This window comes from Flavobacterium artemisiae, from assembly GCF_042678225.1.
GTDB lineage: Bacteria > Bacteroidota > Bacteroidia > Flavobacteriales > Flavobacteriaceae > Flavobacterium > Flavobacterium artemisiae.
On sequence record NZ_JBHUDZ010000018.1, the window covers coordinates 261,459 to 286,100 of the forward strand.

Annotated in this window: 23 protein-coding genes and 1 tRNA gene; 14 read left to right on the forward strand and 10 right to left on the reverse strand. The window is 35.7% G+C overall.

Features of this window, described 5'->3' with window-relative positions; translation table 11 throughout:
- Nucleotides 1–32: 32 nt before the first annotated feature.
- Nucleotides 33–956 (forward strand): AraC family transcriptional regulator, encoded by a 924-nt coding sequence (locus ACFSC2_RS20885; RefSeq protein ID WP_379812984.1) that lies wholly within the window; start codon nucleotides 33–35, stop codon nucleotides 954–956.
- 78 nt (nucleotides 957–1,034) lie between these two features.
- Here the strand turns inward: ACFSC2_RS20885 and ACFSC2_RS20890 are convergent, their stop codons facing one another.
- Both ACFSC2_RS20890 and ACFSC2_RS20895 read right to left on the reverse strand, forming a co-directional pair.
- Nucleotides 1,035–1,406: a DUF779 domain-containing protein gene (locus ACFSC2_RS20890; RefSeq protein WP_379812986.1), complete on the reverse strand. Its 372-nt coding sequence runs from the start codon at nucleotides 1,404–1,406 to the stop codon at nucleotides 1,035–1,037.
- 71 nt (nucleotides 1,407–1,477) lie between these two features.
- Nucleotides 1,478–2,983 carry an aldehyde dehydrogenase family protein gene (locus ACFSC2_RS20895; protein ID WP_379812988.1) on the reverse strand — a complete coding sequence of 502 codons (1,506 nt, stop codon included), beginning with the start codon at nucleotides 2,981–2,983 and terminating at the stop codon, nucleotides 1,478–1,480.
- A gap of 162 nt (nucleotides 2,984–3,145) precedes the next feature.
- Between ACFSC2_RS20895 and pheT the strand changes: the two genes are divergently transcribed.
- Nucleotides 3,146–5,677, forward strand: coding sequence for a phenylalanine--tRNA ligase subunit beta (pheT, locus tag ACFSC2_RS20900; RefSeq protein ID WP_379812990.1), 2,532 nt, complete (start codon nucleotides 3,146–3,148; stop codon nucleotides 5,675–5,677).
- Nucleotides 5,678–5,878: 201 nt separating this feature from the next.
- On the opposite strand, the gene ACFSC2_RS20905 is transcribed toward pheT, so the two are convergent.
- A complete protein-coding gene (locus ACFSC2_RS20905) occupies nucleotides 5,879–6,703 on the reverse strand; it encodes an N-acetylmuramidase domain-containing protein (protein WP_379812991.1) in 825 nt (274 codons plus the stop codon).
- A 214-nt stretch (nucleotides 6,704–6,917) separates the two neighbouring features.
- Between ACFSC2_RS20905 and ACFSC2_RS20910 the strand changes: the two genes are divergently transcribed.
- The 4 genes from ACFSC2_RS20910 (at nucleotide 6,918) to ACFSC2_RS20925 (ending at nucleotide 9,394) form a co-directional block, all read left to right on the forward strand.
- Nucleotides 6,918–7,346 (forward strand): hypothetical protein, encoded by a 429-nt coding sequence (locus ACFSC2_RS20910; RefSeq protein WP_379812993.1) that lies wholly within the window; start codon nucleotides 6,918–6,920, stop codon nucleotides 7,344–7,346.
- A gap of 5 nt (nucleotides 7,347–7,351) precedes the next feature.
- Nucleotides 7,352–7,999, forward strand: coding sequence for a hypothetical protein (locus tag ACFSC2_RS20915; RefSeq protein WP_379812994.1), 648 nt, complete (start codon nucleotides 7,352–7,354; stop codon nucleotides 7,997–7,999).
- Nucleotides 8,000–8,097: 98 nt separating this feature from the next.
- On the forward strand, nucleotides 8,098–8,754 hold the full coding sequence (locus tag ACFSC2_RS20920) for a sensor histidine kinase (protein WP_379812996.1): 657 nt from the start codon (nucleotides 8,098–8,100) through the stop codon (nucleotides 8,752–8,754).
- Nucleotides 8,744–9,394, forward strand: a complete 651-nt coding sequence (locus tag ACFSC2_RS20925) for a response regulator transcription factor (protein ID WP_379812998.1) — start codon at nucleotides 8,744–8,746, stop codon at nucleotides 9,392–9,394. The genes ACFSC2_RS20920 and ACFSC2_RS20925 overlap by 11 nt, the downstream gene beginning before the upstream one ends.
- A 16-nt stretch (nucleotides 9,395–9,410) precedes the next feature.
- Here ACFSC2_RS20925 and ACFSC2_RS20930 read toward each other — a convergent pair whose 3' ends face one another.
- Nucleotides 9,411–10,181, reverse strand: a complete 771-nt coding sequence (locus ACFSC2_RS20930; RefSeq protein WP_379813000.1) for a hypothetical protein — start codon at nucleotides 10,179–10,181, stop codon at nucleotides 9,411–9,413.
- 10 nt (nucleotides 10,182–10,191) lie between these two features.
- On the reverse strand, nucleotides 10,192–10,704 hold the full coding sequence (locus ACFSC2_RS20935; protein ID WP_379813002.1) for an adenine phosphoribosyltransferase: 513 nt from the start codon (nucleotides 10,702–10,704) through the stop codon (nucleotides 10,192–10,194).
- 114 nt (nucleotides 10,705–10,818) lie between these two features.
- Here ACFSC2_RS20935 and ACFSC2_RS20940 point away from each other — a divergent pair.
- Together ACFSC2_RS20940 and ACFSC2_RS20945 are read left to right on the forward strand one after the other, a co-directional pair.
- Nucleotides 10,819–10,892: transfer RNA gene (locus ACFSC2_RS20940), tRNA-Arg, on the forward strand.
- Between the two features lie 93 nt (nucleotides 10,893–10,985).
- The gene (locus ACFSC2_RS20945; protein ID WP_379814297.1) at nucleotides 10,986–11,471 is read left to right on the forward strand and encodes an alpha/beta hydrolase family protein; all 486 of its coding nucleotides are present in this window, start codon (nucleotides 10,986–10,988) and stop codon (nucleotides 11,469–11,471) included.
- A gap of 75 nt (nucleotides 11,472–11,546) precedes the next feature.
- Here ACFSC2_RS20945 and ACFSC2_RS20950 read toward each other — a convergent pair whose 3' ends face one another.
- From ACFSC2_RS20950 to ACFSC2_RS20965, 4 genes are all read right to left on the reverse strand, one after another.
- Nucleotides 11,547–11,822 (reverse strand): DUF6520 family protein, encoded by a 276-nt coding sequence (locus ACFSC2_RS20950; RefSeq protein ID WP_281865579.1) that lies wholly within the window; start codon nucleotides 11,820–11,822, stop codon nucleotides 11,547–11,549.
- Between the two features lie 95 nt (nucleotides 11,823–11,917).
- A complete protein-coding gene (locus ACFSC2_RS20955) occupies nucleotides 11,918–13,438 on the reverse strand; it encodes a MauE/DoxX family redox-associated membrane protein (protein WP_379813004.1) in 1,521 nt (506 codons plus the stop codon).
- Between the two features lie 80 nt (nucleotides 13,439–13,518).
- Nucleotides 13,519–14,427, reverse strand: coding sequence for a helix-turn-helix domain-containing protein (locus ACFSC2_RS20960; RefSeq protein ID WP_379818698.1), 909 nt, complete (start codon nucleotides 14,425–14,427; stop codon nucleotides 13,519–13,521).
- Between the two features lie 80 nt (nucleotides 14,428–14,507).
- Nucleotides 14,508–14,891 (reverse strand): DUF7793 family protein, encoded by a 384-nt coding sequence (locus tag ACFSC2_RS20965; RefSeq protein ID WP_379813007.1) that lies wholly within the window; start codon nucleotides 14,889–14,891, stop codon nucleotides 14,508–14,510.
- A 252-nt stretch (nucleotides 14,892–15,143) separates the two neighbouring features.
- Between ACFSC2_RS20965 and ACFSC2_RS20970 the strand changes: the two genes are divergently transcribed.
- The 6 genes from ACFSC2_RS20970 (at nucleotide 15,144) to ACFSC2_RS20995 (ending at nucleotide 22,837) form a co-directional block, all read left to right on the forward strand.
- Complete coding sequence (locus tag ACFSC2_RS20970; RefSeq protein ID WP_379813008.1) at nucleotides 15,144–17,570, forward strand: aminotransferase class I/II-fold pyridoxal phosphate-dependent enzyme; 2,427 nt, start codon at nucleotides 15,144–15,146, stop codon at nucleotides 17,568–17,570.
- Between the two features lie 100 nt (nucleotides 17,571–17,670).
- Nucleotides 17,671–18,522, forward strand: coding sequence for an RteC domain-containing protein (locus tag ACFSC2_RS20975; protein ID WP_465254556.1), 852 nt, complete (start codon nucleotides 17,671–17,673; stop codon nucleotides 18,520–18,522).
- Between the two features lie 228 nt (nucleotides 18,523–18,750).
- Nucleotides 18,751–19,059 (forward strand): helix-turn-helix domain-containing protein, encoded by a 309-nt coding sequence (locus tag ACFSC2_RS20980; protein ID WP_281233665.1) that lies wholly within the window; start codon nucleotides 18,751–18,753, stop codon nucleotides 19,057–19,059.
- 81 nt (nucleotides 19,060–19,140) lie between these two features.
- A complete protein-coding gene (locus tag ACFSC2_RS20985) occupies nucleotides 19,141–20,577 on the forward strand; it encodes a DUF3945 domain-containing protein (RefSeq protein ID WP_379813009.1) in 1,437 nt (478 codons plus the stop codon).
- Between the two features lie 6 nt (nucleotides 20,578–20,583).
- Nucleotides 20,584–22,677 carry a type IA DNA topoisomerase gene (locus ACFSC2_RS20990; protein WP_379813010.1) on the forward strand — a complete coding sequence of 698 codons (2,094 nt, stop codon included), beginning with the start codon at nucleotides 20,584–20,586 and terminating at the stop codon, nucleotides 22,675–22,677.
- Between the two features lie 61 nt (nucleotides 22,678–22,738).
- Nucleotides 22,739–22,837 carry an ORF6N domain-containing protein gene (locus ACFSC2_RS20995; RefSeq protein WP_379814299.1) on the forward strand — a complete coding sequence of 33 codons (99 nt, stop codon included), beginning with the start codon at nucleotides 22,739–22,741 and terminating at the stop codon, nucleotides 22,835–22,837.
- Between the two features lie 270 nt (nucleotides 22,838–23,107).
- Here the strand turns inward: ACFSC2_RS20995 and ACFSC2_RS21000 are convergent, their stop codons facing one another.
- Nucleotides 23,108–24,397, reverse strand: a complete 1,290-nt coding sequence (locus ACFSC2_RS21000; protein ID WP_379813012.1) for a hypothetical protein — start codon at nucleotides 24,395–24,397, stop codon at nucleotides 23,108–23,110.
- Between the last annotated feature and the right edge of the window lie 245 nt (nucleotides 24,398–24,642).

A 24,642-nucleotide genomic window follows, 5' to 3' on the forward strand; every position in this document is an offset into this window, starting at 1 on the left:
ATTTAAAGTCTTCACAATTAAGCTTAAATTTAATGAATAATCAAAGAGTTTTAGTTAATCCGTTACAGCTTTCTCAAGAGAAATCGTTAAAAACTCTTGTAGAAAACAGAACCATTTACAATCTAAATCATTGCGAATTAAATTTATTTGAAACCTACGAATCAACTAAACTTGTTCCTTTAAAATTTAATGATTTGGTTGTGACCAGCATGCTTCGAGGTAAAAAAATCATGCATCTTTTTGACGATCCAGAATTTGAATATCTTCCAGGAGAAACTGTAATTGTTCCATCCAATGTCGAAATGAAAATCGATTTTCCTGAAGCGTCCAAAAGCAATCCTACCCAATGTCTGGCTTTAGCAATAGATCATGATAAAATTACTGAAACTCTCAATTTCTTAAACGAACAATATCCAAAAGAAGGCAGTAACTTGTTTTGGCAGTTAAATTACGATAACTATTTCTTTTACAATAATGTCGAAATGGCGGCAACTATCAACAAACTCATCAAAGAATGCATGAGTACATCGATTACGAAAGATATTTTGGCCGATTTGACTTTGAAAGAATTGCTGATTAGAATTATCCAGACTCAAACGGTAAAATCTATTAATGACGGAAATCTTCTAGATACCAATAATCCCATAAAAGAAGTTACTGAATATATCAAGCAGAATTTAAAAGAAAACATGAGCTTAAAATCACTGAGCGAAAAAGCTTGCATGAGTACAACTTCTTTCTACAGATTCTTTAAACGCGAACTCGGAATGAGTCCAATTGAATATATTTTGAATGAAAAAATAAAATGCGCGAAGAATTTATTAAAAAATCCAACTTTGCAAATTAATGAAGTTTGCTTTTTATCAGGATTTGAAGATGCCAATTATTTTATTAGATTGTTTAAAAAACACGAAGGAATTACGCCGAAACAGTATCAGCTTTTATATGTTAATTGAGAAGTTCAAAGGTTCTAAGATGCAAAGGAACAAAGCTTTGAAAACCTCTGAAGCTTTGTAACTATGTTCCTTTGAACCTCAAATATAAGTTACAGGCTCTAAATCCTTCTCTTCCTCTTCTGTAAAAATTCTGTATTCAATTTGAAAGGTTTTCTTTAAAGGCGTTTCCAGCGAAAATCCCCCTACACCAAATGCATCAATTACCGTTAAAGTAAAATGTGCGTGTTTCCAATATTCGAATAAATCTTTGTCTACCCAAAACTCTGTGTCTTCGATTGTTCCGATACAAACATCGCCTGTACGCTGATAATAGCCGCCTTTTTCAAAACACTGTGGCTGCGTTCCTTCACAACATCCTCCAGCTTGATAAAACATTAAATCACCGTGTTTTTCTTTTAGAATATTAATCAGTTCAATCGCTTTTTCTGTGGCATCAATTCTCTTTATCATAATTGTTTTAATTAAAATTTACAAAAAAAGGCAAGCCGGAACTTGCCTTTTATAACCAACATATTAACTATTTAAAAGAACCCCAACTTCTTTTTATCGTAAGATATCAGCATGTTTTTGGTTTGACGGTATTGACTCAACATCATTTTATGATTTTCACGGCCAATTCCAGATTGTTTATAACCTCCAAACGGAGCTCCCGCAGGATAAGAATGATATTGATTAACCCATACACGACCCGATTGAATTGCTCTCGGAACTTGATAAATTTCGTGTGCATCACGCGTCCAGACACCTGCACCTAATCCGTACATCGTATCGTTGGCGATTTCGATGGCTTCTTCAGTAGTTTTAAAAGTAGTTACAGCCAAAACAGGTCCGAAAATTTCTTCCTGAAAAATGCGCATTTTATTATGACCTTTAAACAAAGTTGGTTTGATGTAATAACCGCCTTCTAGTTCTCCGCCCAAATTATTTTCGTCACCTCCTGTTAATAATTCTGCCCCTTCTTCTTTTCCTAATTTGATGTAGGACATGATTTTTTCTTTCTGAACAATTGAAGTCTGCGCACCAATCATAGTCGATTTATCTAAAGGATTTCCAGCTACAATTGCTTCGGTTCTTTCGATAACTTTTGCAATAAACTTGTCATAGATATCTTCATGAATCAGCAATCTTGACGGGCAAGTACAGATTTCCCCTTGATTTAAGGCAAATAATACGGCGCCTTCTACCGCTTTATCAAAGAAATCATCATCGTGATCTGCAACCGAAGGGAAGAAAATGTTTGGAGATTTCCCTCCTAATTCTAAGGTAACTGGAATAATATTTTCGGTAGCATACTGCATTACCAAACGTCCTGTTGTAGTAGAACCTGTAAATGCAGCTTTCGCCACTTTTTTATTGGTTACTAACGGACGCCCTAATTCTGCACCAAAACCGTTTACGATATTCAAAACTCCCGGAGGAAGAATGTCTCCTATTAATTCCATTAAAACTAAAATAGAAATCGGCGTACTTTCGGCTGGTTTTAAAACTATTGTATTTCCTGCCGCAAGTGCTGGAGCAATTTTCCAAACGGCCATTAGAATCGGGAAATTCCACGGAATAATCTGCGCTACAACACCAAGAGGTTCGCTTAAAGCAATTGAAACAGTTTGTGAATCTAATTCTGCAATTGAACTTTCTTCTGCACGGATTACGCCTGCAAAATATCTAAAATGATCTATCGCCAGCGGAATATCTGCAGCAAGGGTTTCTCTAATCGGTTTTCCGTTATCAATTGTTTCTACAGTTGCAATGTATTCTAAATTGTCTTCGATTTTTTGAGCAATCTTATTTAGTAAAATACTTCTTTCTGTAACAGAAGTTTTTCCCCATGTCTTAAATGCTTCATAAGCTGTATCTACTGCTAATTCCAGATCTTCTTTTCCAGAATGCGCTGCTTTAGTAAATACTTTTCCATCAATTGGAGAAAGTACATCAAAGTACTCTCCTTTTATTGGTGCGGTAAATTTTCCGCCAATATAATTATCGTATTTAGCCTTAAATTCAGGTCTTTTTGCTGTGGTACTCATAATATTCCTTTTTTGATTTAAACCAAATTTAGTTTCATAAAAAGAAACAGAATAGCACTTTTCGTTCATCTTGTAGCACAAAAATTACACATTTACTTTTTTAACCTTCTTATAATATTTTATTGACAAAATTTTGGTAAATAAATTATTAAAAATTTAGTGATGAGGATTTTTTTACAAATAAAAATCAGCACGAAAAAACCAAATAATTTTTTCTTTCTACAAGGCGCAATCCTTATATTTGTAAACTTATTTAAGAATAAAAAAGTTACAATGAAAATATCTTACAACTGGTTAAAACAATTTATTAAAACAGATTGGACATCTGAGCAGACTTCAGAATTACTAACAGATTTAGGTTTGGAAGTTGAAGTTGTCGAAAAATACCAATCGATAAAAGGAGGCTTAGAAGGAGTTGTTGTAGGACATGTACTTACTTGCGAAAAACATCCAGATGCTGATAGACTAAAAGTTACTACTGTAAACATTGGTCTTGAAGCTCCTATACAAATTGTATGCGGTGCTGCTAACGTTGCTGCGGGACAAAAAGTTCCTGTTGCAACAATTGGTACTATATTATATGATAAAGACGGCGGCGAATTTACCATTAAAAAAGGAAAAATCCGTGGACAGGAAAGTCACGGAATGATCTGTGCTGAAGATGAATTAGGCTTAGGAAGCAGTCATGACGGAATTATGGTTTTGGCGGAAGATCTTGTTCCTGGAACTCCAGCAGCAGAAGTTTTTCAGATTACTAATGATGAAGTTTTTGAAATTGGATTAACTCCAAACCGTGCCGACGCTATGAGTCATTTTGGAACTGCACGTGATTTAAGAGCTGGAATGTTACAACGCGGCGTAAACGTAGAGTTGATTACACCTTCTGTAAGCAACTTTAGAGTAGATATGCGTACGTTAAAAATTGACGTAAATGTTGAAGATTCTCATTTGGCGCCAAGATATTGCGGTGTAACCATTTCTGGAATTTCTGTTCACGAATCTCCAAGCTGGTTACAAGATCGTTTAAAAGCAATCGGATTAACTCCAAAAAACAATATTGTTGACGTTACTAATTATGTATTACACGAATTAGGACAACCTTTGCATGCTTTTGACGCTGCAAAAATCAACGGGAAAATCATTGTGAAAACTGTTGAAGAAGGAACAAAATTTGTGACTTTGGATGATGTTGAAAGAACATTACACAAAGAAGATTTAATGATTTGCGACGAAAAAGGACCGCTTTGTATTGCGGGTGTTTTTGGCGGAAAAAAATCAGGAGTTTCAGAAGGAACTACTACTATTTTCTTAGAAAGCGCTTATTTTGATCCGGTAAGCATTCGTAAAACAGCAAAAAGACATTCATTAAGCACTGACGCTTCTTTCAGATTTGAAAGAGGAATTGATCCAACAATTACAGAATATGCTTTAAAACGTGCTGCACTTTTAATTCAGGAAGTTGCCGGCGGAAAAATTACTTCTGACGTTGTAGAAGTTTACCCTAAAAAGGTTGAAGATTTTTCTGTTTTATTGAATTTTAGTCATGTCTCTAAAATTATTGGTCAGGAAATTCCAAAAGATACCATCAAAAAGATTTTAGTTTCTTTAGACATTAAAGTAAACAGCGTTTCTGACACTGGTTTAGGTTTAACAATTCCTGCTTACCGTGTTGATGTACAGCGCGAAATTGACGTAATCGAGGAAATATTAAGAGTTTATGGTTACAACAACATTAACTTCTCTAAGAAATTTAATGCGACTGTTGCCAACTCACCAAGAACAGAAGATTATAAAGTACAAAATGTAATTGCCTCTCAATTGAACTCACAAGGTTTTCATGAAATGATGGCCAATTCGCTTACTACTGCAGCTTACGCTAAATTATCAGCTTCATTAAAAGAAGAGCACAACGTATCAATGTTGAATCCGTTGAGCAGTGATTTAGCAACGCTTCGTCAGTCTTTATTGTTTTCTGCTTTAGAAGCGGTTTCATATAACATCAACAGAAAAAATTCGGATTTAAAATTATTTGAATTCGGAAAAACATATCATAAATATCTAAACGGGTACGAAGAGCACAAACATCTTTCGCTTACAATTTCTGGAAACAGAAATAAGGAAAGCTGGACAAGCGCACAAAAAACAACTGATTTCTTCTTATTGAAAGGATATGTAAAAGCAATTTTAGGTCGTTTAGGAATTGAGAAAATCTCTAACGCTCCTGTTCAATCTGATGTTTTCTCTGAGGGAACTGCGATTACTTACAATAATGATATTTTGGTTGAAATTGGTGTTGTTAAAAAACCGATTTTAAAACACTTCGGAATTAAACAAGATGTTTATTATGCTGATTTTAACTGGGACTTGGTTTTAAAAATCATTACAGGAAAAATCAAATACACCGAAATTCCGAAATACCCAGAAGTTCGTAGAGATTTAGCTTTATTAATTGACGAAAGCACGACTTACGAAAGTATTTTCAACTTGGCAAAACAAAGTGAAAAAGCGCTTTTAAAAGACGTTAATTTATTCGATGTGTATCAAGGAGACAAACTTCCAAAGGGTAAAAAATCGTATGCTTTAAGTTTTACGATTCAAGATAATACAAAAACATTGACTGATTCTCAAATTGACAAAATCATGTCTAAATTGCAACAGACTTTCGAGACAGAACTTGGTGCAAGTTTAAGATAGTTTTTTTTTGTTTCATGTTTCATGTTTCATGTTTAACCGCTAGGAACGCTAAGGATTACGCAACGTTCGCAAAGTTTTTTTTACAAAGCTTTGCGAACTTTGTTTTTATAGATTATGCTGTAAAAAATCTATCGATATTGCGTTTAAGCTGGTTTTACCGGAAGCTTCAAACATGAAACTTCAAAACCTGAAGCAAAAGCGCTATCGTACATATTTAGCATATGCTTTTGCCAGTTTCTCGTCGTATTTATTGGTTTTATATGCAGGTCCGTTATATTTTAAAGCAAACGAAGCCCAATTTTTACTTTTTAAAAGCGGAATAAGATTGTTTTTTTGAAGAAATAGTCCAAAAGCTTTTAATTGTTCTCCTTCGTTTAGATTCATTTTTTCTACAAATTCATCTACTGTTTTGTAACCGATTGAAACTGCATTAAAGCCCATAATTTGAAAAAGACCCCAAGAAGCCGAACTATTTGCCGCGTCGACAAATCTTTTATCCTGAGCCAGATTTTGAGCCTTATTTAGTCTTGTATATTCTGCAGTACCACCAACATAATATTTCTTAGTATATTTTTCGAATAATATGTCCTGCGTATTCGAGTTAACATACGTTTTTGGATTGATACTTCTTTTCTCCAATTCTTTCCAAAAAATATGTCCTTCAAATAAAATCTTCGGACGACCATCAATCAAAAATCCTTTTCCATTACTTTCTACTTCGTTAACCGCTTTTACAACGGCTAGTTCTAAACCAAACTGCTTTGCAAAATCGATCAAATCTTGTTCTGAAAGTAATTTAACATTTGAGGCAAACCCGTTTTTGCTTTTTTCAAGAAGCGCAGACCAGCTTTTTATTCCCACAACTCCATCTACGACCAGACTGTTTTTTAATTGAAAATCTTTTACAGCCTTGTCGGTTTCGGTTCCAAAATAATCTGAAACTACTACATTATATTTCAATTTTGAAAGAAGCTCATTCAAATAATAAACTTCCGGCGACTTCACTCCTAGCTTAATTGTTCTCATGATTTTTTTTGTTTACAAACTGATACACAAAGCTATATAAAAACAAAAACATTAAATAACAGTATTTTAACCCAATTTAATTAATAAATTTACCGCTACAAAAAAGGGTATATTTCCCCTTGTTCCGATTTTAGGTTTCAAATAATTTTGTCACCGCATCAGTCAAAAAACGACAGTTAACTAAAATCATAACCAATTAATTACCAAATAAACCATGAAAAATCCTCCATCAAAACCAAATCAGTTAATCACAAAAGAGTTTGCAAGACAGCTAAATGTGAATTACAACAAAAAAAGAGCTTCACTTGCAACAGCAAAAGGACAAAAAGAAGATGCCAACGCAATCTGGTATTCTTTGGAAGAATTAGAAAATTACATTCATTATATTAAAACTAACGGCGCGAAAGATGGTTACAATGTAGACGGAATTCGTTTTTATTTTGGAGTTTATCCAGATGATGAAAAACATGGCGAAAAAGCAGGTCTAACGACTTTATTTCTGGTTCCGACTGGAAAAAAAGCCCAAACAGACACTGCAAAAATTCAAAGTTTTGCTATGGCCCAAGAATCATCTTCTGATATTCAAAGTTTAGAACCAATGAATTACGGAAACATCGGAAGACCACCTAGCTTATCATATTAAAAACTATGTTTGAATTTTTAAGATCTTATATTCTTTATCTGGCTTTATTATCAGGAATCGTTGGTTTACTCTCATTGCCAAAACTTCCTGGTTATAAAGCCAGATTTTTAGTGCTTTTTATCTGGTTTTCGATTCTTATAGAAATTGTAGGATATTATTTTACATATTGGACAGGACTATTAAACTATTATGTCTATAATTTTTATATGTTTGTATCTTTTATCGCCTACATCTTACTTATTCGCAGTTTATTACAAAAAATAAATTATAGAACGGCTGCGATTTTCTGCCTCCTTCTATTTATCATCGCCTTCTTTTTAAATATGATTTATTTTAAAGAGAACACCAATCGATCCTTTACTTACAGCTTTGCAATAGGCGTTGTACTGATCGTAATTTTATCTTGCTTGTATTTAATTGAGATTTTTAATTCGGACAAAATTTTAAATTTTAAACGATCTGTTTTTTTCTGGTACGTTTTAGGAATATTGGTGTTTCATGTACCTTTTACTCCTTTTATGCTTGCCATTGACTGGTTCTTAATCAAACAAGACGAATCTGTTTTTAGTCTTGTTTTGTTTATTTTAAATTTTCTGGCATACGCCTGCTACATTATTGGATTTTTATGGAGCGAAAAGAAATACAATTATTAGTTATTTCACTTGGTATTGTTTTTTTTACTTTACTGGTTACGCTGTTGATCCTTTTTTTTTATTTTTTAAAGAAGAAGAATCGATATTTGGTCGATAAAATGGAATCTGAGCTTTATTTTCAATCCGAATTAATTAAAACACGAATTGAAATTAAGGACCAAACGCTCTCTGAAATCAGTAAAGAACTGCACGATAATATTGGTCAGATTATTTCTGTGGCTATTATGCAACTTAATATTTCTATCAACAATAAAACGGTGCAGATAAAAGAATTAAAAGACCTTAAAGAAGTCTTAGCCAAATCATTAGACGAACTTAGAATTCTTTCTAGAATCATTAATAAAGATAATTTGCTTCAAAACAATTTTCTGGAAGCAATTCAACAGGATCTGGAGAGAATTAAAAAACTAAAGAAAATCAAATACCATTTTAATCAAATCGGAATTGTACCAACTATACATGAAGAACATGAATTAATTATTTATAGAATTTTTCAAGAAGCACTTCATAATAGCTTAAAACATTCGAGAAGTGATTTATTTGATGTTCATATAGAAACTACGGCTAAGGTTTTTAGATTAAGATTAAAAGATTTCGGAATCGGATACGATCTCAATAAATCGAATTCAGGTTTGGGCTTAAATAACATGAAATTAAGAACCAAACTAATTGGAGCTAAATTAATTATGGAATCGGACGAAACTGGAACAAGCGTAACTATTGAATACCCTTTAACTCAATGTGATGAAGACTAACTCTAAAAGTAAAATTATAATTGTTGATGATCATCTGCTTTTTTCGCAGTCATTAGAATTGCTGATTAAAAGTTTTGGTGATCACGAAGTCATAGAACGTTTTGAAAATGGAAAAGTATTTATTGATTATCTCGAAGAAAATCCTTCTGCAGTAATAGATCTTATTTTACTCGATGTCAATATGCCCGTTTTTGACGGTTTAAGCACGATGCAATGGCTTAAAGACAACAGACCCGATTTGAAAGTAATAGCATTATCCGTAAATGATGATGAAGAAATCATTATAAAAATGATTACCAACGGTGCTAAAGGCTATCTACTAAAAGACACTTCACCAGAAATATTTAAAGATGCCATAGAATGCGTTCTCGAAAAGGGATTTTATTTTACCGAATTGGTTTCTGGAATGCTTATTAACAAAGTAGGCGGCGACAATAAAAAAATCGGTTTAAAAGAAAAAGAAATTGTGTTTATAAAACACGCCTGCACCGAAATGACTTACAAAGAAATCGCTTCGCGAATGTGCCTAAGCCCAAAAACGATAGACGGTTACAGAGAATCACTTTTTGACAAACTTGAAATAAAAACCCGAATCGGATTGGTACTCTATGCCATTAAACACAAAATTGTTTTTGTTTGACCGATGTAAAACCTTTTTAAGGAAACTCTATTAATTTGTCGTTTCCTAAATCATACTCATAGAGTTTTTTAGTTTCTTTATCAACATACAACCATTGAAATACGCTTGTTCTGTGTTCAAATTCATTAGCCAAACCTAATACGGTATATGATCTTCCGTTGCGTTCGCGATCTTCTATAGAATAACTCAATTCTTCGTCTGGCGAAGGATTTTCGATATGTGATTTTAAAAGCTCATTTTTAGAATTTGCTACATAATATTCAACAAGAGTATATAAATGGTCTTTATACCAATCAGACATATTCTCATCGCTAAAATAAAACTTTATTGGTTTTTTGTATTTCTTTTTAAAGAGTGTTACGTTGCCATCTTTAATTTTCTTTGCACTAACAAGCCATTCTGCAAAATCGAGCCTTTCTCCATCACCAGCTATAAAAATGCTGTCTATTTTCCATTTCACCTCTAGCACATCACCGCGATTAAAATTTATGTTGTCGCTATTGGTATTCAAACCAGCAATATCATTTCCCTTTTTTACATCAATAAAAAAATAATCAAAATCGGTATTGTATTCAATAAATTGAACCGTATCGGTGTATACCTTATGCAATTCTAAATCCTGATTCGGTCTTAAAGTACTTTTGAATTTTTGATTTAAAGATTTATCACTAGTTTTCTCGACTATTTTTTCTTTTGACAGTGATTTACTTGGTAATTTTTCTGTTTTTTCATTTTTATTACAAGAAGAAAGTAAAACAAGTAATGCCAGAGGGTAAAATAATTTCATTTGCAAAAGGCTAATAAGTTATAGCCGCAAATATAGGATTATCCTTTAATTTTTCCCTTCCGTTCAAGAAAGAAAGTTCCATTAAGAAATTACACTGCACAATCTCGCCGCCCAATTCAGTAACAAGATCACAAACAGCTTTCGCTGTACCACCTGTTGCCAATACGTCATCATGAATTAAAACACGATCTCCTTTTTGTATAGCATCTTTATGCATTTCTAAAGTATCTGTGCCATATTCTAATTCATATGAAGCCGAAATTGTATCATAAGGTAACTTTTTAGGCTTACGTACAGGGACAAAACCAGCATTTAACTCCTGCGCCAATAACATTCCGAAGAAAAAACCGCGAGATTCTGCTCCAACTACTTTATCAATTTTCTGTCCTTTTAAAGATTCGACTAAAATAGATAAGCATTTTTTCCTTGCATCAGGGTCATTTAACAGTGGAGTTATATCTTTAAACAAAATTCCTTCTTTCGGAAATCCCTGAATATCACGCACATAATTTTCAATCTTCATTTTTTTTTAATTTAATGTTATTTTTTGCTTGTTTATCTCACATTTATGCCTATCTTTGCACCCGCAATAAGCAATCAACAAAGCTACAAAAAAATAGCTAATTGATAACAAAAAGGCCTCGTGGCGCAACTGAATAGCGCATCTGATTACGGCTCAGAAGGTTACTGGTTTGAATCCAGTCGAGGTCACTACTCGGGACAAAAGAGAAATATCATCTTTTGTTCCGTTTTTTTTTGCCCGTAATCTACTGTTTACCAAATAGATACAATTAACCCGGTCTTATCGGACATTCTTTTGGAGGATATGAAACCAATTTTATTATTACACAAACTGATCTATTTGCAGCCGCTGTTTCAGGAAGTGGCGCTTCAGACCTGACAAATTTCTATCTTACAGTTGGAGCTACAGGCAGATCTAATATATGGCGTTTTGAAAATCAGCAGTGGCGTATGGGAAAATCATTGTTTGATGATCGTGAAGGTTATAGTAGCAATTCACCCATTGAACATGCAGAAAATATAACAACCCCACTTCTTTCATGGACAGGAGAAAGCGATAAACAAATGAACTGGAATCAAAGTACAGCACTTTATTTGGCCCTGCATCGATTAAATAAAGAGCATATTATGTTAGTTTATCCAAAAGAAGGACATACTATTTTAAAACCTTTAAATCAGAAAGACTTATCGATGCGAATACATGACTGGTTTGACTATAAACTAAAAGATTTACCTCCTGCATCATGGATAAAAGATGGCTTGCAATAATGTATAAAATAGTAATGCAGTTCCAAAAGAACTGCATTACATTCCTATAATATACATTCCTAAAATAATTAATTATTAAGGACGATATACTACTTCTGAACAAGTGGTTTGACTTTGTTCATCCTTTGCAAATACCTGCTCTCCGGCAGGAAGATAAGAAACACGACAAACCTCATTTTCCTGATCTGAACAGGTAATAGGCATACTACATGGGTTTTGAGGTGTATCTCGATATCCTAATATGATATCATCTGCTTTCTCTGCACTCTGCATCGATGAAGTGAAAAATGCTCCAGAAATTCCAAGTACAAAAATGGCCATCGGCACAGCTTTTTTTACAATTGTTTTCATAATATTAAATTTTAAAAATTAATGTGATCTACTTTTTTCTACAGGTGTTCGATCTGATTCCTGATACATGCGCTAGTATATTTTTAAGTGTATCATCATCCTTCTTCAGGTATATTTGTCATCTCATTTTTTAATTTATTGTTTACTTTATACATCACTAATTTGGTATCAATAAGAGCATATATATAGTCTGGAGTAACCAAGAAATTCCTAATTTTTTTTCCATCAATTCCATAAATATGGAAACTAAACAGGTATGTCTTTTTAATTAGATCATATACATCAATAACAGATGCCTGATCCCAAACTTTTCTTTTTTCATATCGACCTGGAACATTGGAATTCACAAAAAGAAGATGACCGCAGATGCTGCTAGCAGCATTTACACTAATGGTTGGAATTCCCATTGTACGTTCTGTTTTGTTTTTGAGATATGCTACTTTAATTTGTGCATGTGAAACGGTATCAATTGTGTTTCCTCGATAGTCCAATACCCCGTTTTGATCTGCCACTATATATTCATTTCTATAGCTGTATATGTATACAATTCTTTTCAGCTCTGTACTGTAATGTAACATACCATCCGTATCGAAAATTCCATCAATTTGCTTTTGCAATAACTGTGGCGCCATATTTGTCTTGGCTTTCTCTCCTGTCGTGAAAAATCCTAATATATTAGTATTGTTGCTGATTCCCCTAAATGCAATTGTACTACTATCAATCGGTATGGCGATATTGAAGTATGGCGATTTAGGCTTTTGTAATCTAGCCTTCCAATCACTGATATGACCTCTAAAAATCACTCGGGTTTTACCATCAATTACATAAAAGAAAGGAGGACGAACAGCTAGCCTGATCGATTTAAAAGTAAAACTGTCCCGATCTAATTTTACATGTATCTTTTGCTGTTGGAGTTTGAAATCAATAGATAATAAATATAACGGCACTGTTGAATTTCCCAAATATACTTGACTGTTTCCCGATCCTGCAAAATAATAAGAATTGTATTTTAAATCCACTGTATGTTTTAATGTAACAGGATGATGTGGATAACGCCGAATAAAGGGGTTTTGACGCTGCATTATTTGCTCTGAAGAAAGAAATAAAATTAGAACAATGACACTGTTTGCTAAAGCAACTAAAACTAACTTAATATTGTAGAATTCAATGAAATTGCTTTTATCTTTTACAAAGCTATTATGTAATGAAAGTGCTATGCCCCCTATTATCAAAAAGAAAACATTGAAGAACAAATGTTGCTGCCAACTCATTTTCTCCAGTATCCCACCACAGGAACATGGAAGAAATGAACTATAATTTAACATTATAAAAATGTATGCAGTAAACATTGCCATCAAGCAAAATCCAGCATATAATGCTTTCATTCTTGTCTTGGTAATTATCAGAAAAAAAACTATTAGAAACTCCACAATTAGTACCGTCCAAGAAATCCAGTCTGCAAACGCGCTCAATAAAGGAGACTGCCCAAGCTCCACCTGGAACTTTTCGAAATCCAAGGCTTTACTTGTGGCTGCATATGCAAACAATAATAGATAAAGCAGGCAAATTATCTCTACAATATTTTTTTTCAATCCGATTTTCGTATTCAGTATCATAAGTAGTCGATTTGAATTCAATAATGTAAAATTCTGAAATCCAAAACCATAACACTTGTACTATCGGGATCAAAAATTAATTATGAAGGATTAAAGTGATCCAATGGCAAAAAACCACCAGCTTTACCTCTGCCGAGTTCTTTAGGAGAAAATCCAAACTGCTTCTTGAATGATTTAGAAAAATTAGGATAGCTGTTAAAACCATTCATAAAGGAAATATTCTTCAGCGGAATATCGGTCTGCTCTATCATAAGGTAAGCCCTTTTTAGACGTTGCTCTGTATAAAACTTGTAGACGCTTGTATGGAAAAAATGCCTGAATCCATCTTTGAGTTTAAAATCATTTGTACCAAACTGTCTTGCCAGTTCCTTAACGGAGGGCAATGGCTCAGTCAAATTCGCCAGTACATAATCATAAACCCGCTGTATAAGTCGCGCATCAGTTCGTTTTAAATTAGAATGCCTGCTTAAATTAATTTCAAATGATTCCGAAGCAGTTTCATTAGGCTGGAGAAAGGGGGCTACAAAACTAAGAACGGTAAACTTACCGTCAGACAATCTCGATACCGAACACTCGGCGGTTACAATCAGCTTTTTGAATGTTATGAAATTCAGTGTAATGATCTCACCTGATAAAAGCATTTCTTCCAATTCTTTTCTCTCAATGTCAGACATACTGCTGAAGTCATCGATTAAGAAATCCTGTATAGGGCGTCGGAGCATTTCTGCTGCATTATAACCCAAAATTTCCAAGGCGCCCTGATTTACATTTTTTATGGAATGGTCTTCATCTAAAATAAAAGTTGCAGGAGTTATCATCCTGTGGGTAATATAAGGATTCACAAAACCGGAATGAAAGGCAGACTCTTTAAGTTCTTCGGCGACCATGTTTACCAGAACCACCAGAGTTTCAATTTCATCGTCATAACTACTCAGAGGAATATGACCATTGAAGTTGCCCCGTGCTATCTCAAATAACATCTTGTGCATGGATAGTAGCCGCTTGCGATTGTGGGGTCTCTTCATCGGTCGTGATTTATTTATATATATCTGCCCAGTTAGATCTTTTTCTAGAGGAAACCTTTAAGATAATCCAGTGCCTCCTGCTCAATAGTAAAAATTCTTGTTGGCGCAGAGGGCTTGCTGATTTCCAGATAAAAAGTGCTCATCGTCATGGAAACGTTTTCACTGCCAATCAATGCGACTGCTTTTGCAAGCAGAGATCCGGATTTAGCAAGGTAGTCTCTGGCTGCTTTGTCGATGGACGCTATGCCCCTGGTATCACACAAGACAGGAAGAAGTCTCTCATTTTGAAATGCAATCCTGTCAGCTACAACACGCATAGCCACTTCTAAATCAATTGCAGTATTGGGTTTATATTCGAAAAAAAGAATTCCTTTTTCAATCCAAAACCGCGCATTTCGATTCTCATAAGATTCATGTGCCGCAATCATGTCCTATCAGTTTTTAAATAAAGGGTTGTAATTTAACAAAAATATAAAGATTAAGAAACATTCTAATTGTCAATTGTGGATTATTTCTTGCAAAACATACTGATTTGTTGTTAAATCGGGAATTACCCTTGCCAAATTGGGAGTAAAATATCTGTCAATAAAAGTACTTTCAATTTTTATAAGGAATTTTAGATGTCTGTTTTTCAAACATTTAAAAAATAATAATTCTAAAACTTAAAAACCTTATAAAAAATGGCAAAAATAAAACACAACAATTTTATTGATACAGTCGATACCGTTTTTTCAAATGCAAAAGAAAAAGGTATATTACACCTTTACGCTGAAGGTGAATATCTCAATGGGCGAAGCATAAAAATTAACGGAAACGAAATGCTCCATTTTGGAACTACAGGATATCTTGGACTCGAACAGGACAAACGGCTAAAAGAGGCAGCAATAAGCGCCATTACTAATTATGGAACGCAGTTCCCGCTTTCTAAAACTTATCTTTCCCATCCCTTATATGCGGAACTGGAAAGCAAGATTGAGCAGATGTACAGTATAAAGCCAATCATAACTAAGAACAGTACCCTTGGACATATGGCAATCATCCCAACCCTGATAAGAGATGAAGATGCCGTTATTATTGATCATCAGGCTCATTGGAGTGTGCAGAATGCTTGTCAGATTCTTAAGCTTAGGGGAATACCAGTGGAGATGATACGCCATAACAACCTCGAAATGCTGGAGGACAAAATTCGAATGATGCAGGGGAAATCGGGGAAAATCTGGTACATGGCGGATGGTGTTTATTCAATGTACGGCGATTATGCGCCAGTACAGGAGCTGTTGAACCTTACCCGAAAGTATCCGCAGCTCCACCTCTATTTTGATGATGTCCATGGAATGAGCTGGAAAGGAAAAAATGGAACAGGTTTTATCTTTGACAGTATTGGAACGTTAGAAGAAAATATTGTGGTTGTCAGCACGCTGAGCAAAACTTTTGGTGCTAGCGGCGCAACATTTTTCTGCACCGATCGTAAATTACGCGAAAAGATTAAAACTTTTGGCGGTCCCCTTACCTTCTCCGCTCAGCTTGAACCTGCATCAGTTGCCGCTGCAATCGCATCCTGCGACATACATCTCTCTGCGGAAATCTATAGCCACCAAACTGAACTTTCAAAAAAAACAGCCCATTTCGGCGAGCTCCTTTCAAACAGCAACCTGCCTCTGGTCTCTGATAACGACTCCCCCGTTTTTTTTCTGGGAATGGGGACACCCGCTACTGCTTATAATTTTACCAAGCGCCTCTATTCAGAAGGTTTTTATCTCAACCTTGGTATCTATCCGGCAGTACCCATAAAAAATACCGGAATCCGTATCACGATATCTGCGCATAATAAAATTAAAGATATAACAGATCTAGCCCGTGCAATGGATCACCACTTTCACAAAGCAGTTGAAGAAACCGGAAGCAGTGACCAAAAAATACGTCAGGCTTTTAGAATGGACATCAAAACGAAGGTACCTGTTATAAAACAGCAAACTGAGCTGCTGCAGATTGAAGAGACAGCAACAATAACGAACATAGACAAGCAGGAATGGAACAAATATCTGGGTACTCATAATATTTTGGATTGGGAAGGAATGCAGTATCTCGAGCAGACTTTCGCAAACGCTCAGGATCCTGGGAATAAATGGGATTTTTTCTATTATATTATCCGTGACCAGAACATGCAAGTGGTTTTAATGACCTACTGTACATTGGGGATCTGGAAAGATGATATGCTGGCTACAGAATCTGTATCAAGGCACATTGAAGAAATTAGAAAAACAGATCCCATGCATATGACTTCCAAAGTATTAAGCACCGGCTCATTATTTACTGAGGGACTGCATTGCTATATCGACAAGGATCATCCTCTGGCAGAGCATTCAATGACAATGCTATTAAATAAGCTTGAGGAATCATACAATTCGCTGGATGCCGACATGCTCGTTCTGCGTGATTTTGAAACCGGATTTCACTTAGATGAAATGATTAGAAACCAAGGGTATTTCAGAATCGATATGCCAGAATCATGTGTTATTGAAAATAAAAACTTCCCGGCAATTGAGAATTATGGTTCCCTGCTTTCTACGCGTTCACGCCAGCATTTCAATCGGGAAATACTGCCTTACGAAAAATTCTATGCTGTTGAAATAAAAGATTGCCTCAACAAAGAAGAAATAAACAGGGCGTACCAGCTATACTGCAACGTAAAGGAACGCAATCTTGCTATAAATACCTTTACATACAAAAGGGAAGTATTTGAAAATATGAACAGCTGTCCAAACTGGGAGTTTATAATTCTTACCTTTAAAGATGCCCCTGAAAAAAATTTCGTTGGGATAATGTTCTGCTATAAAAATTCAGGAAATGTATATGTACCTGAACTTATCGGCATGGACTACATTTCTGGTGATGGCTTCAACTTGTACAGACAGCTTTTGTACCAAACAATGAAAAGAGCACGAGAGCTTGAAATTGGACGAATCGATTTCGGCATATCGGCAAGCTTTGAGAAGAAAAAACTTGGCGCTTCTATAATACCCAAGGTCGCTTACGTACAAGCCCGGGATAACTACGCTATGGAATTAATGCAGACACTGCAGAATGAAACCAATACTGCACGCTGATATAATACATTTTAATTTTCAACGAAAAGTTACGTCATAATGTATCTGGGCAGCAATGCCCATGCTTTTACTTGTTCAAATAAATCTAAATTCTGTTGCCATGATAAGATCGACATGTGAGAACGCACTTCAGGTTATTCGAAAAGCAGAACAGGAATTCAGCTTAGACCCTGAACATATAATTGAAAAATCCTACCACATGACTACCGTGCTTCGAAACTTGCTTAGTACGGTTAAAAAAAATGTTTTAGAAAAAGGATTCTCCGATGAAAATGAAGAGATTAATTTTTTCAAAAGTATCAAACCCCAAATACTGGGAAAACTGATTTTCTATAATAAAGTTTTCCGAATTGAAGCATCCTGCCCGGTTGTAACGGGAAAAATGCATCATAAATATTTTTCCAATGAGCTTAATCTCCTCAAGCAGGAATATAAAGAGCACTTTTATAACACTGATTTTTATCGCTATTATCGCACGGGAAGAACCGAATGGGACCATCATTTCTTTTGTCGGGGAAAAATAGACCTTCATGAAGGAGTTAATAGTTTTGTTTTTGAAATTGACACTCAATTTTCCACCTATTATGATTATAAGGTAGCCCGCATAATTGCCAACGAACTGCTTCACAGTTACCTCGTTTCTAAAATTGAACCTGATACCCAGCAGACCGCCATTTTTTCAGACGGAAATACAGCAAACAGAGACTTTTTCTGGACAGATTCAAAGAATGCTCTGATCGAATTAATTTACGCACTTCACGCATCAGGCAGTATTTCTCATGGAAAAGCCGGCATCCGTAAAATCAGCATGGTTTTCCAGCTGCTTTTCAGGATCCAGCTCGGCGATGTTCATCATGCCTTCCATAGAATGAAAGACAGGGCTGACAGCAAAAGTATTTTTCTGGATCAGCTGAAATTATCGCTTAAACAGCACATGGAGAAAGAGGTCTAATTTTTTTTTCAAACTTGCAATTTTCTTGCCAATGAGATGCAATTGGCATTAAATAACTACTAGCATATAATTACTTCTATATGCTCACTTACCCCAGTAAATCAACAACTCATCGTAATTTTTATTTCGTTAAAATTTTCATAAAACAGCATTTTACATTGGCTGATATTGGCAATGAAAAACTTTTGCCATTAGCAATTTTGCATCAGTAATGTAAAACACACAGCCATGAATATAGACAGAATGGAATTCATTTCCTGGATGGAACGCATCATAGAACGTTTCGATCTTTTGAGCGCGCATATCAGTGAACTTGAAAAAAAACGCGGAAGTGTTGACGGTGAAGAGCTATTGGATAATCAAGATATATTGCAGATGCTTAAAATAAGCGGGAGATCACTCCAGCGTTACCGATCAATCGGTAAGCTGCCCTATTATACAATCAGCGGAAAAATATATTATAAACTATCGGATGTACACCAGTTCATCAGAGAAAGTATCAATGTCCGAATGCCAAAAACATACGCCAAGGAGTGAAAAATAAGGCCAATAGATTCCAGCTTTTAGTGAGCTACTTTTCACCTTTTAATTTCGCAATTGAATTTAAAATTAAAGATCATGAGCCAACAAATTAAAGATACACTAAATACTCCTGAAGAGTTATCAGATATACTGCTGGTATTCGACAAAGAGAAAAAGAAAATCATGGCGGTAAAAGGCATTGACCAAAATGGTAATCTAGAAACTGTTGACCCGACCCACAAAAATCAGAATCAATTTATGCGGGTAGACAAGCACGGGGATGTGTTTTCCAATTTCTTTTCAAATTTTTTCAGCCAACTGAAGAACCCAACTAATTTTTCTTTCTTCAAAATCCCTGCTCTGCTGGCTGTTGATACTTCAAAAGAGATGCAGAAACATTTAGATCATCCTACACCTGAAGGTGAGCAATTAATGAAACAGCACGAAGTAAAAGATTATAAACAAAAAAAAGAAATTAATATGGAAACAGCACAGACAAATCCGGAAACAAGTGAATACAAATACAAACCGGAACAGATCGATTGGGAAACATTAAACCATTTGGGTTTAAGCAAAGAAAAACTTGAAAAAATGAGCCTTCTTGATCCGCTCCTAAAGGGATACAAAACAAATGAGCTTGTACCGGTCAGCCTTAACCTTGGTACTGCCGTTACCAGAATGGATGCCCGCTTATCCCTCAAACAAAATGACGAAGGACAGGTCGTATTGGCCATTCATGGCATCCGAAAAGAACCTAACCTGAATTATCCTTTTTTCGGTCACGAGTTCAGCAAGGAAGATAAAGACAATCTGCTGCAAACAGGCAATATGGGACGCGTAGTAGATCTCACCAATCCGAAAAACAATGAGATCATGCCCTCCATTATCAGTATAGACAGGCTGACCAATGAGGTGATAGCACTGCGCACGGATTTCATTAAAATTCCCGATGAAATTAAAGGAATTAAGCTGAGTGAAGAGCAAAAGCAAACCTTGCTGGAAGGGAAGCCGCTTGCTCTAGAAGGAATGGTTTCCAAGAAAGGAACAGCCTTTGATGCATCTGTGCAATTCAATGCAGATAAACGTTTTGTTGAATTTCTCTTTGACCGAAATGATTCTAATCAACAGACACAAGGCAATCAGCAGAACCAAACTCAGGGAGCACCTAAAAACTTTAGAGATAAGGAGCTCAATAATGAGCAATACCAAAAGCTCAAAGATGGTCAGACGGTTTATATCAGCGGCTTAGTGGATAAAAAAGGAAAAGAATACAATGGATATATCACCTACAACAAGGAAACCAATAAAACAGATTTTTCATTTCAAAATCCAAATAAAATCAAAGAACAGATAAAACCTTCTGAAGCCCATAAAACGCAGACCGCTGTCAATTCCGAAGGCAAAACTAATGAAGCTACTAAGAACATAAAGGAGCCATTAAAATCAGGTCAGACAAATCCTGATGACAAGAAACAACAGGAACAACAAGAAGAATCTAACTCAACTGCTAAATCAAAAGGGCGTAAAATGTAATAAAATATGATAACAATTATTGCAGAAAAGCCCAGTGTAGCAAGGGAAATAGCCGTTATAATCAGAGCCACCGAAAAGAAAGATGGCTACATGACAGGTAACGGCTATTTTGTTACATGGGCACTGGGCCATCTTGTAGGATTAGGGATGCCCGAAGATTACGGCATCACAGGATTTGACAAAGCATCACTGCCAATACTTCCAAACCCTTTTTTACTGACTGTCAGAAAGGTCAGTAAAAATCAAGGGGATTCTGTAGATACAGGAGCGCTAAAACAACTAAGAATCATTAGAGAGCTCTTTGACAACAGCGATAATATTATTGTCGCCACCGATGCAGGACGTGAGGGCGAACTTATTTTTAGGTATATATACGAATACTTGAAGTGCAATAAACCCTTTAAGCGACTTTGGATAAGCTCCCTTACTGAAAAAGCCATTAAAGTAGGTTTTGATAATCTCAAAGACGGAAAAGAATTTGACGGATTATATCAGGCAGCACAAGCCAGGAGCCGTGCCGACTGGCTAGTGGGCATCAATGCCACACAAGCGCTCTCCATTGCATTAGCAAACGGGGTTTATTCACTCGGAAGAGTGCAGACACCTACATTAGCTTTAATATGCAAACGCTATCTGGAAAACAGGAGTTTCAAAGTAAAAAATTACTGGCAGATACAGTTGTCCCATAACAAAGAAATGATAGATTTTAAAAGTATCTCAAAAATCAAATGGGAAGACAAAAAACTAGCCGCTGATGTGTTGAAAGCCATTGCGCGAAACCAAACGGCAATAATTACATCCCAAGTGACCAAAAGCGTTACAGAGCAGCCGCCTTTATTGTTCGACCTTACCGGCCTGCAAAAAGAAGCCAATAAAAAATTAAACCTTTCTGCAGAAGAAACCCTCAACATTTCCCAGAGCCTTTACGAACAGAAATTTATCACATACCCACGTACCGCAAGCAAATACATTCCTGAAGATATGTGGGCAGAGATTCCTAATCTTGTAAGAGCTTTACAAAAGAGGGAAAATATTAAACAAAACCTATCTCAAATGAAATGGCGCCGTTTTAATAAACATATCGTGAACCATTTGCGTGTCACTGACCATCATGGATTATTAACTACTGATAAAATGCCATCAGCCCTGAATCCAAAGGAAAATGCGATTTATAATATGATTGCCTTTCGATTACTCGAAGCCGTTTCACAACCCTGCATCAAAGAGATAACTGATGTCGACTTACAGGTACTGCATTATGATTTTACATCAAAAGGCTGTAAGATTATAGAATCCGGGTGGCGTTCCATTAGAGGCAGTTTCCTCGATGATGATACAGAACATGTAATGGATTTGCCTGAGCTGAAAAAGGACGATGAAATTAAAATAAAAGAAGCTTCCGTTCTGGAAAAGAAAACCAAACCACCTGTGCTTTACACTGAAGCAGGCCTTTTGTCAGCTATGGAAAGTGCCGGAAATGATATTGAAAATCAAGGTGAGCGAAAGGTTTTGCAAAATTTAGGTATCGGCACTGCAGCTACAAGGGCATCAATTATCGAAATATTGTTTACCCGTAATTACATAAATAGGGAAAAGAAATCTCTGGTACCAACCGAAAAGGGATTATTGGTATACGAATTGGTCAAAGAAAAAAAAATAGCAGATGTGGCGATGACTGCCCAATGGGAACTTGCATTGGAAAAAATCGAAAACAACGAATCAGATGCAGGAAAATTTCAAAAGCAAACGGAAAATTACGCTGCATCTATTGCCAATGAATTGTTGCAGACCCCAATTGCCAAAAATAACTTGCCAGACCTCATCTGCCCTAAATGTAAAAGCCAACAACTTATCATACGTGACAAAATAGTAAAGTGTCCTGAAGAGACTTGCAACTGGATACAGTTCCGCAATGTCTGCGGTGCGCAAATCAGTATAGACAATATTAAAAGTCTTGTCAGCAAGGGTACAACTTCACTCATTAAAGGAATGAAAAGCAGGTCAGGAAAGAAATTCGATGCGTACATCGTACTAAACGATAATGCCGAAACTACCTTTGAATTTGCCAAAAACAAAAGCTTCCCAAGTAATGGAAAATAAACCTACCCTTAGCACTATGGAAATCAGAAATCAGATTTATTCCATACGCGGAAAGCAGGTTATGCTCGATAGCAACCTTGCTTCCTTATACCAGGTTGAAACAAAAAAAACTCAACAAAACCGTAAAAAGGAATATAGAAAGGTTTCCTGCATGCTTTAGCTTTCAACTGGTTGCTGTTGAGCAAAAAATACAATTTTTCATTAAGCCCGAACTTAAAGAAGAACCTGCATACCAGATCGAAAAACATAAAGAAACTCCAAGCATTTCGACTTATCAACTACTTTGCAATCTCTAAGTCCTGTAAAACCTGATTGTAACAAGTATTCATCCAAATAAATTTAAAATTTCCTGTTACCACCAGTTATTAAAACAACAAATCAGGGAAGTTACACTTCAACTTCCCTAATTTGTTTACTAATTATTTACTATTTAAAATTCCTGATACTCACTAGTTCGTGTTTCAATTAAAGCACCGCTGTCACTATCTTTAAGTTTCATTAGGGTAACCTGATTTTTGTTGTTGTAGGTATGTTCTAAAGTTTGCGAAGCAATCATATTACCTGTGGTAAGCGATTTTTCTGTATACGATAGCGGATTGTTGGGTGCGGGCAAGTTTGTGCCATTAAAACCTAATAAAAGAACTGGTAGTACGTTGTTTAAAACACTACCTGAAATCGCCCGCAATTTATTGTCGTAATTGCTAAAGGTATATTCTATATCTTCTCCAGAAACATTATCTATCACCACACGCTCAATATTACCCGTGGTACTAAAACGGTAATAGTCAGTTGTCACCAGATTGCCCGAAGTGTTCTTTATTCTTCTTTCCTTACCGCCATCTGGGCGATAAAACCATTCATAGGTATAGTATAGAGTACCACCAGAGTACCACTCTTCATTCTTCATTCCGTTGCCATCGTAGAAAAAGACGAATTTTTCCTGTGGTTTTGCAGGGTCGTTCCAATCTACGACCTGCGTTATTTTACCATTTGCGTAACTGAAAGTACTCGTTACGCTCAGGTTAGCATTTTGATTATTAATAACAACAGTTTTACTGAGGCGTTTTTGCCCGTCGTAGGTTATGGTACTGGTTTTGATAACTGTTCCGCTTGCGTTTTTGTATATTGTTTTTACGGGTAAGCTTACAGTTGCAGGTGCTGTTGCAAGAGTTGTAAATTTAAAAACACTGCTTTCGGTTTTTGCACCTTTGGTATCGGTAACCACTATTTTCCAGTAATAGACTGTATTGTTTGTTAATGCTGTGGTAAGTAAATGCGAAGTTGCAGCTATACCATCCTTAACTAAGGTAGTGGGTGAGGTATTTTTATCTAGATACAATTGGTAAGTTATGGCATCTCCATCCGGGTCGGTTGCAGCTTGCCAGCTCAACGTTGGGTTTAGTGCAATACTTGTAGCATTATTGGTAGGTGCAGTAAGCACAAACGCTTTTGGCGGTTGGTTGGGGTTAGCCGCCGTTTCGGTAGTAAACTTAAACACGTTGCTTTCGGTTTTCGCTCCTTTTGCATCGGTAGCTACCACTTTCCAGTAGTAAATGGTATTGTGTGTTAAAGCCGTAACCAATGTAAAACCAGTAGCAGTTATGCCAGCTTTTATCAATGTAGTAGGTTGTGCATTTTTATCTAAGTACAAACTGTAAGTTACGGCATCGCCATCCGGGTCGGTTGCTGCTTGCCAGCTTAAAGCAGGTTTAAGTACCACACCGGTAGCATTATTGGCTACGGCAGTTAAATTAAAGGCCTTTGGCGGTTGGTTGGGTTTAATATCATCATCATTTTTTGAACAGGATAGCAAAACCACTGATAGCATGAATAATAGTAAGTGCTTCATTTTTTTGTTATTTTAAGGTTAGTATGTATTTAATGCGTATTGATAAACTTCAAGGCATCGGTTAAGGATTGTTCTTTTAGTACAATATTTAATTAAAGATTTTAAACATTTTTTCG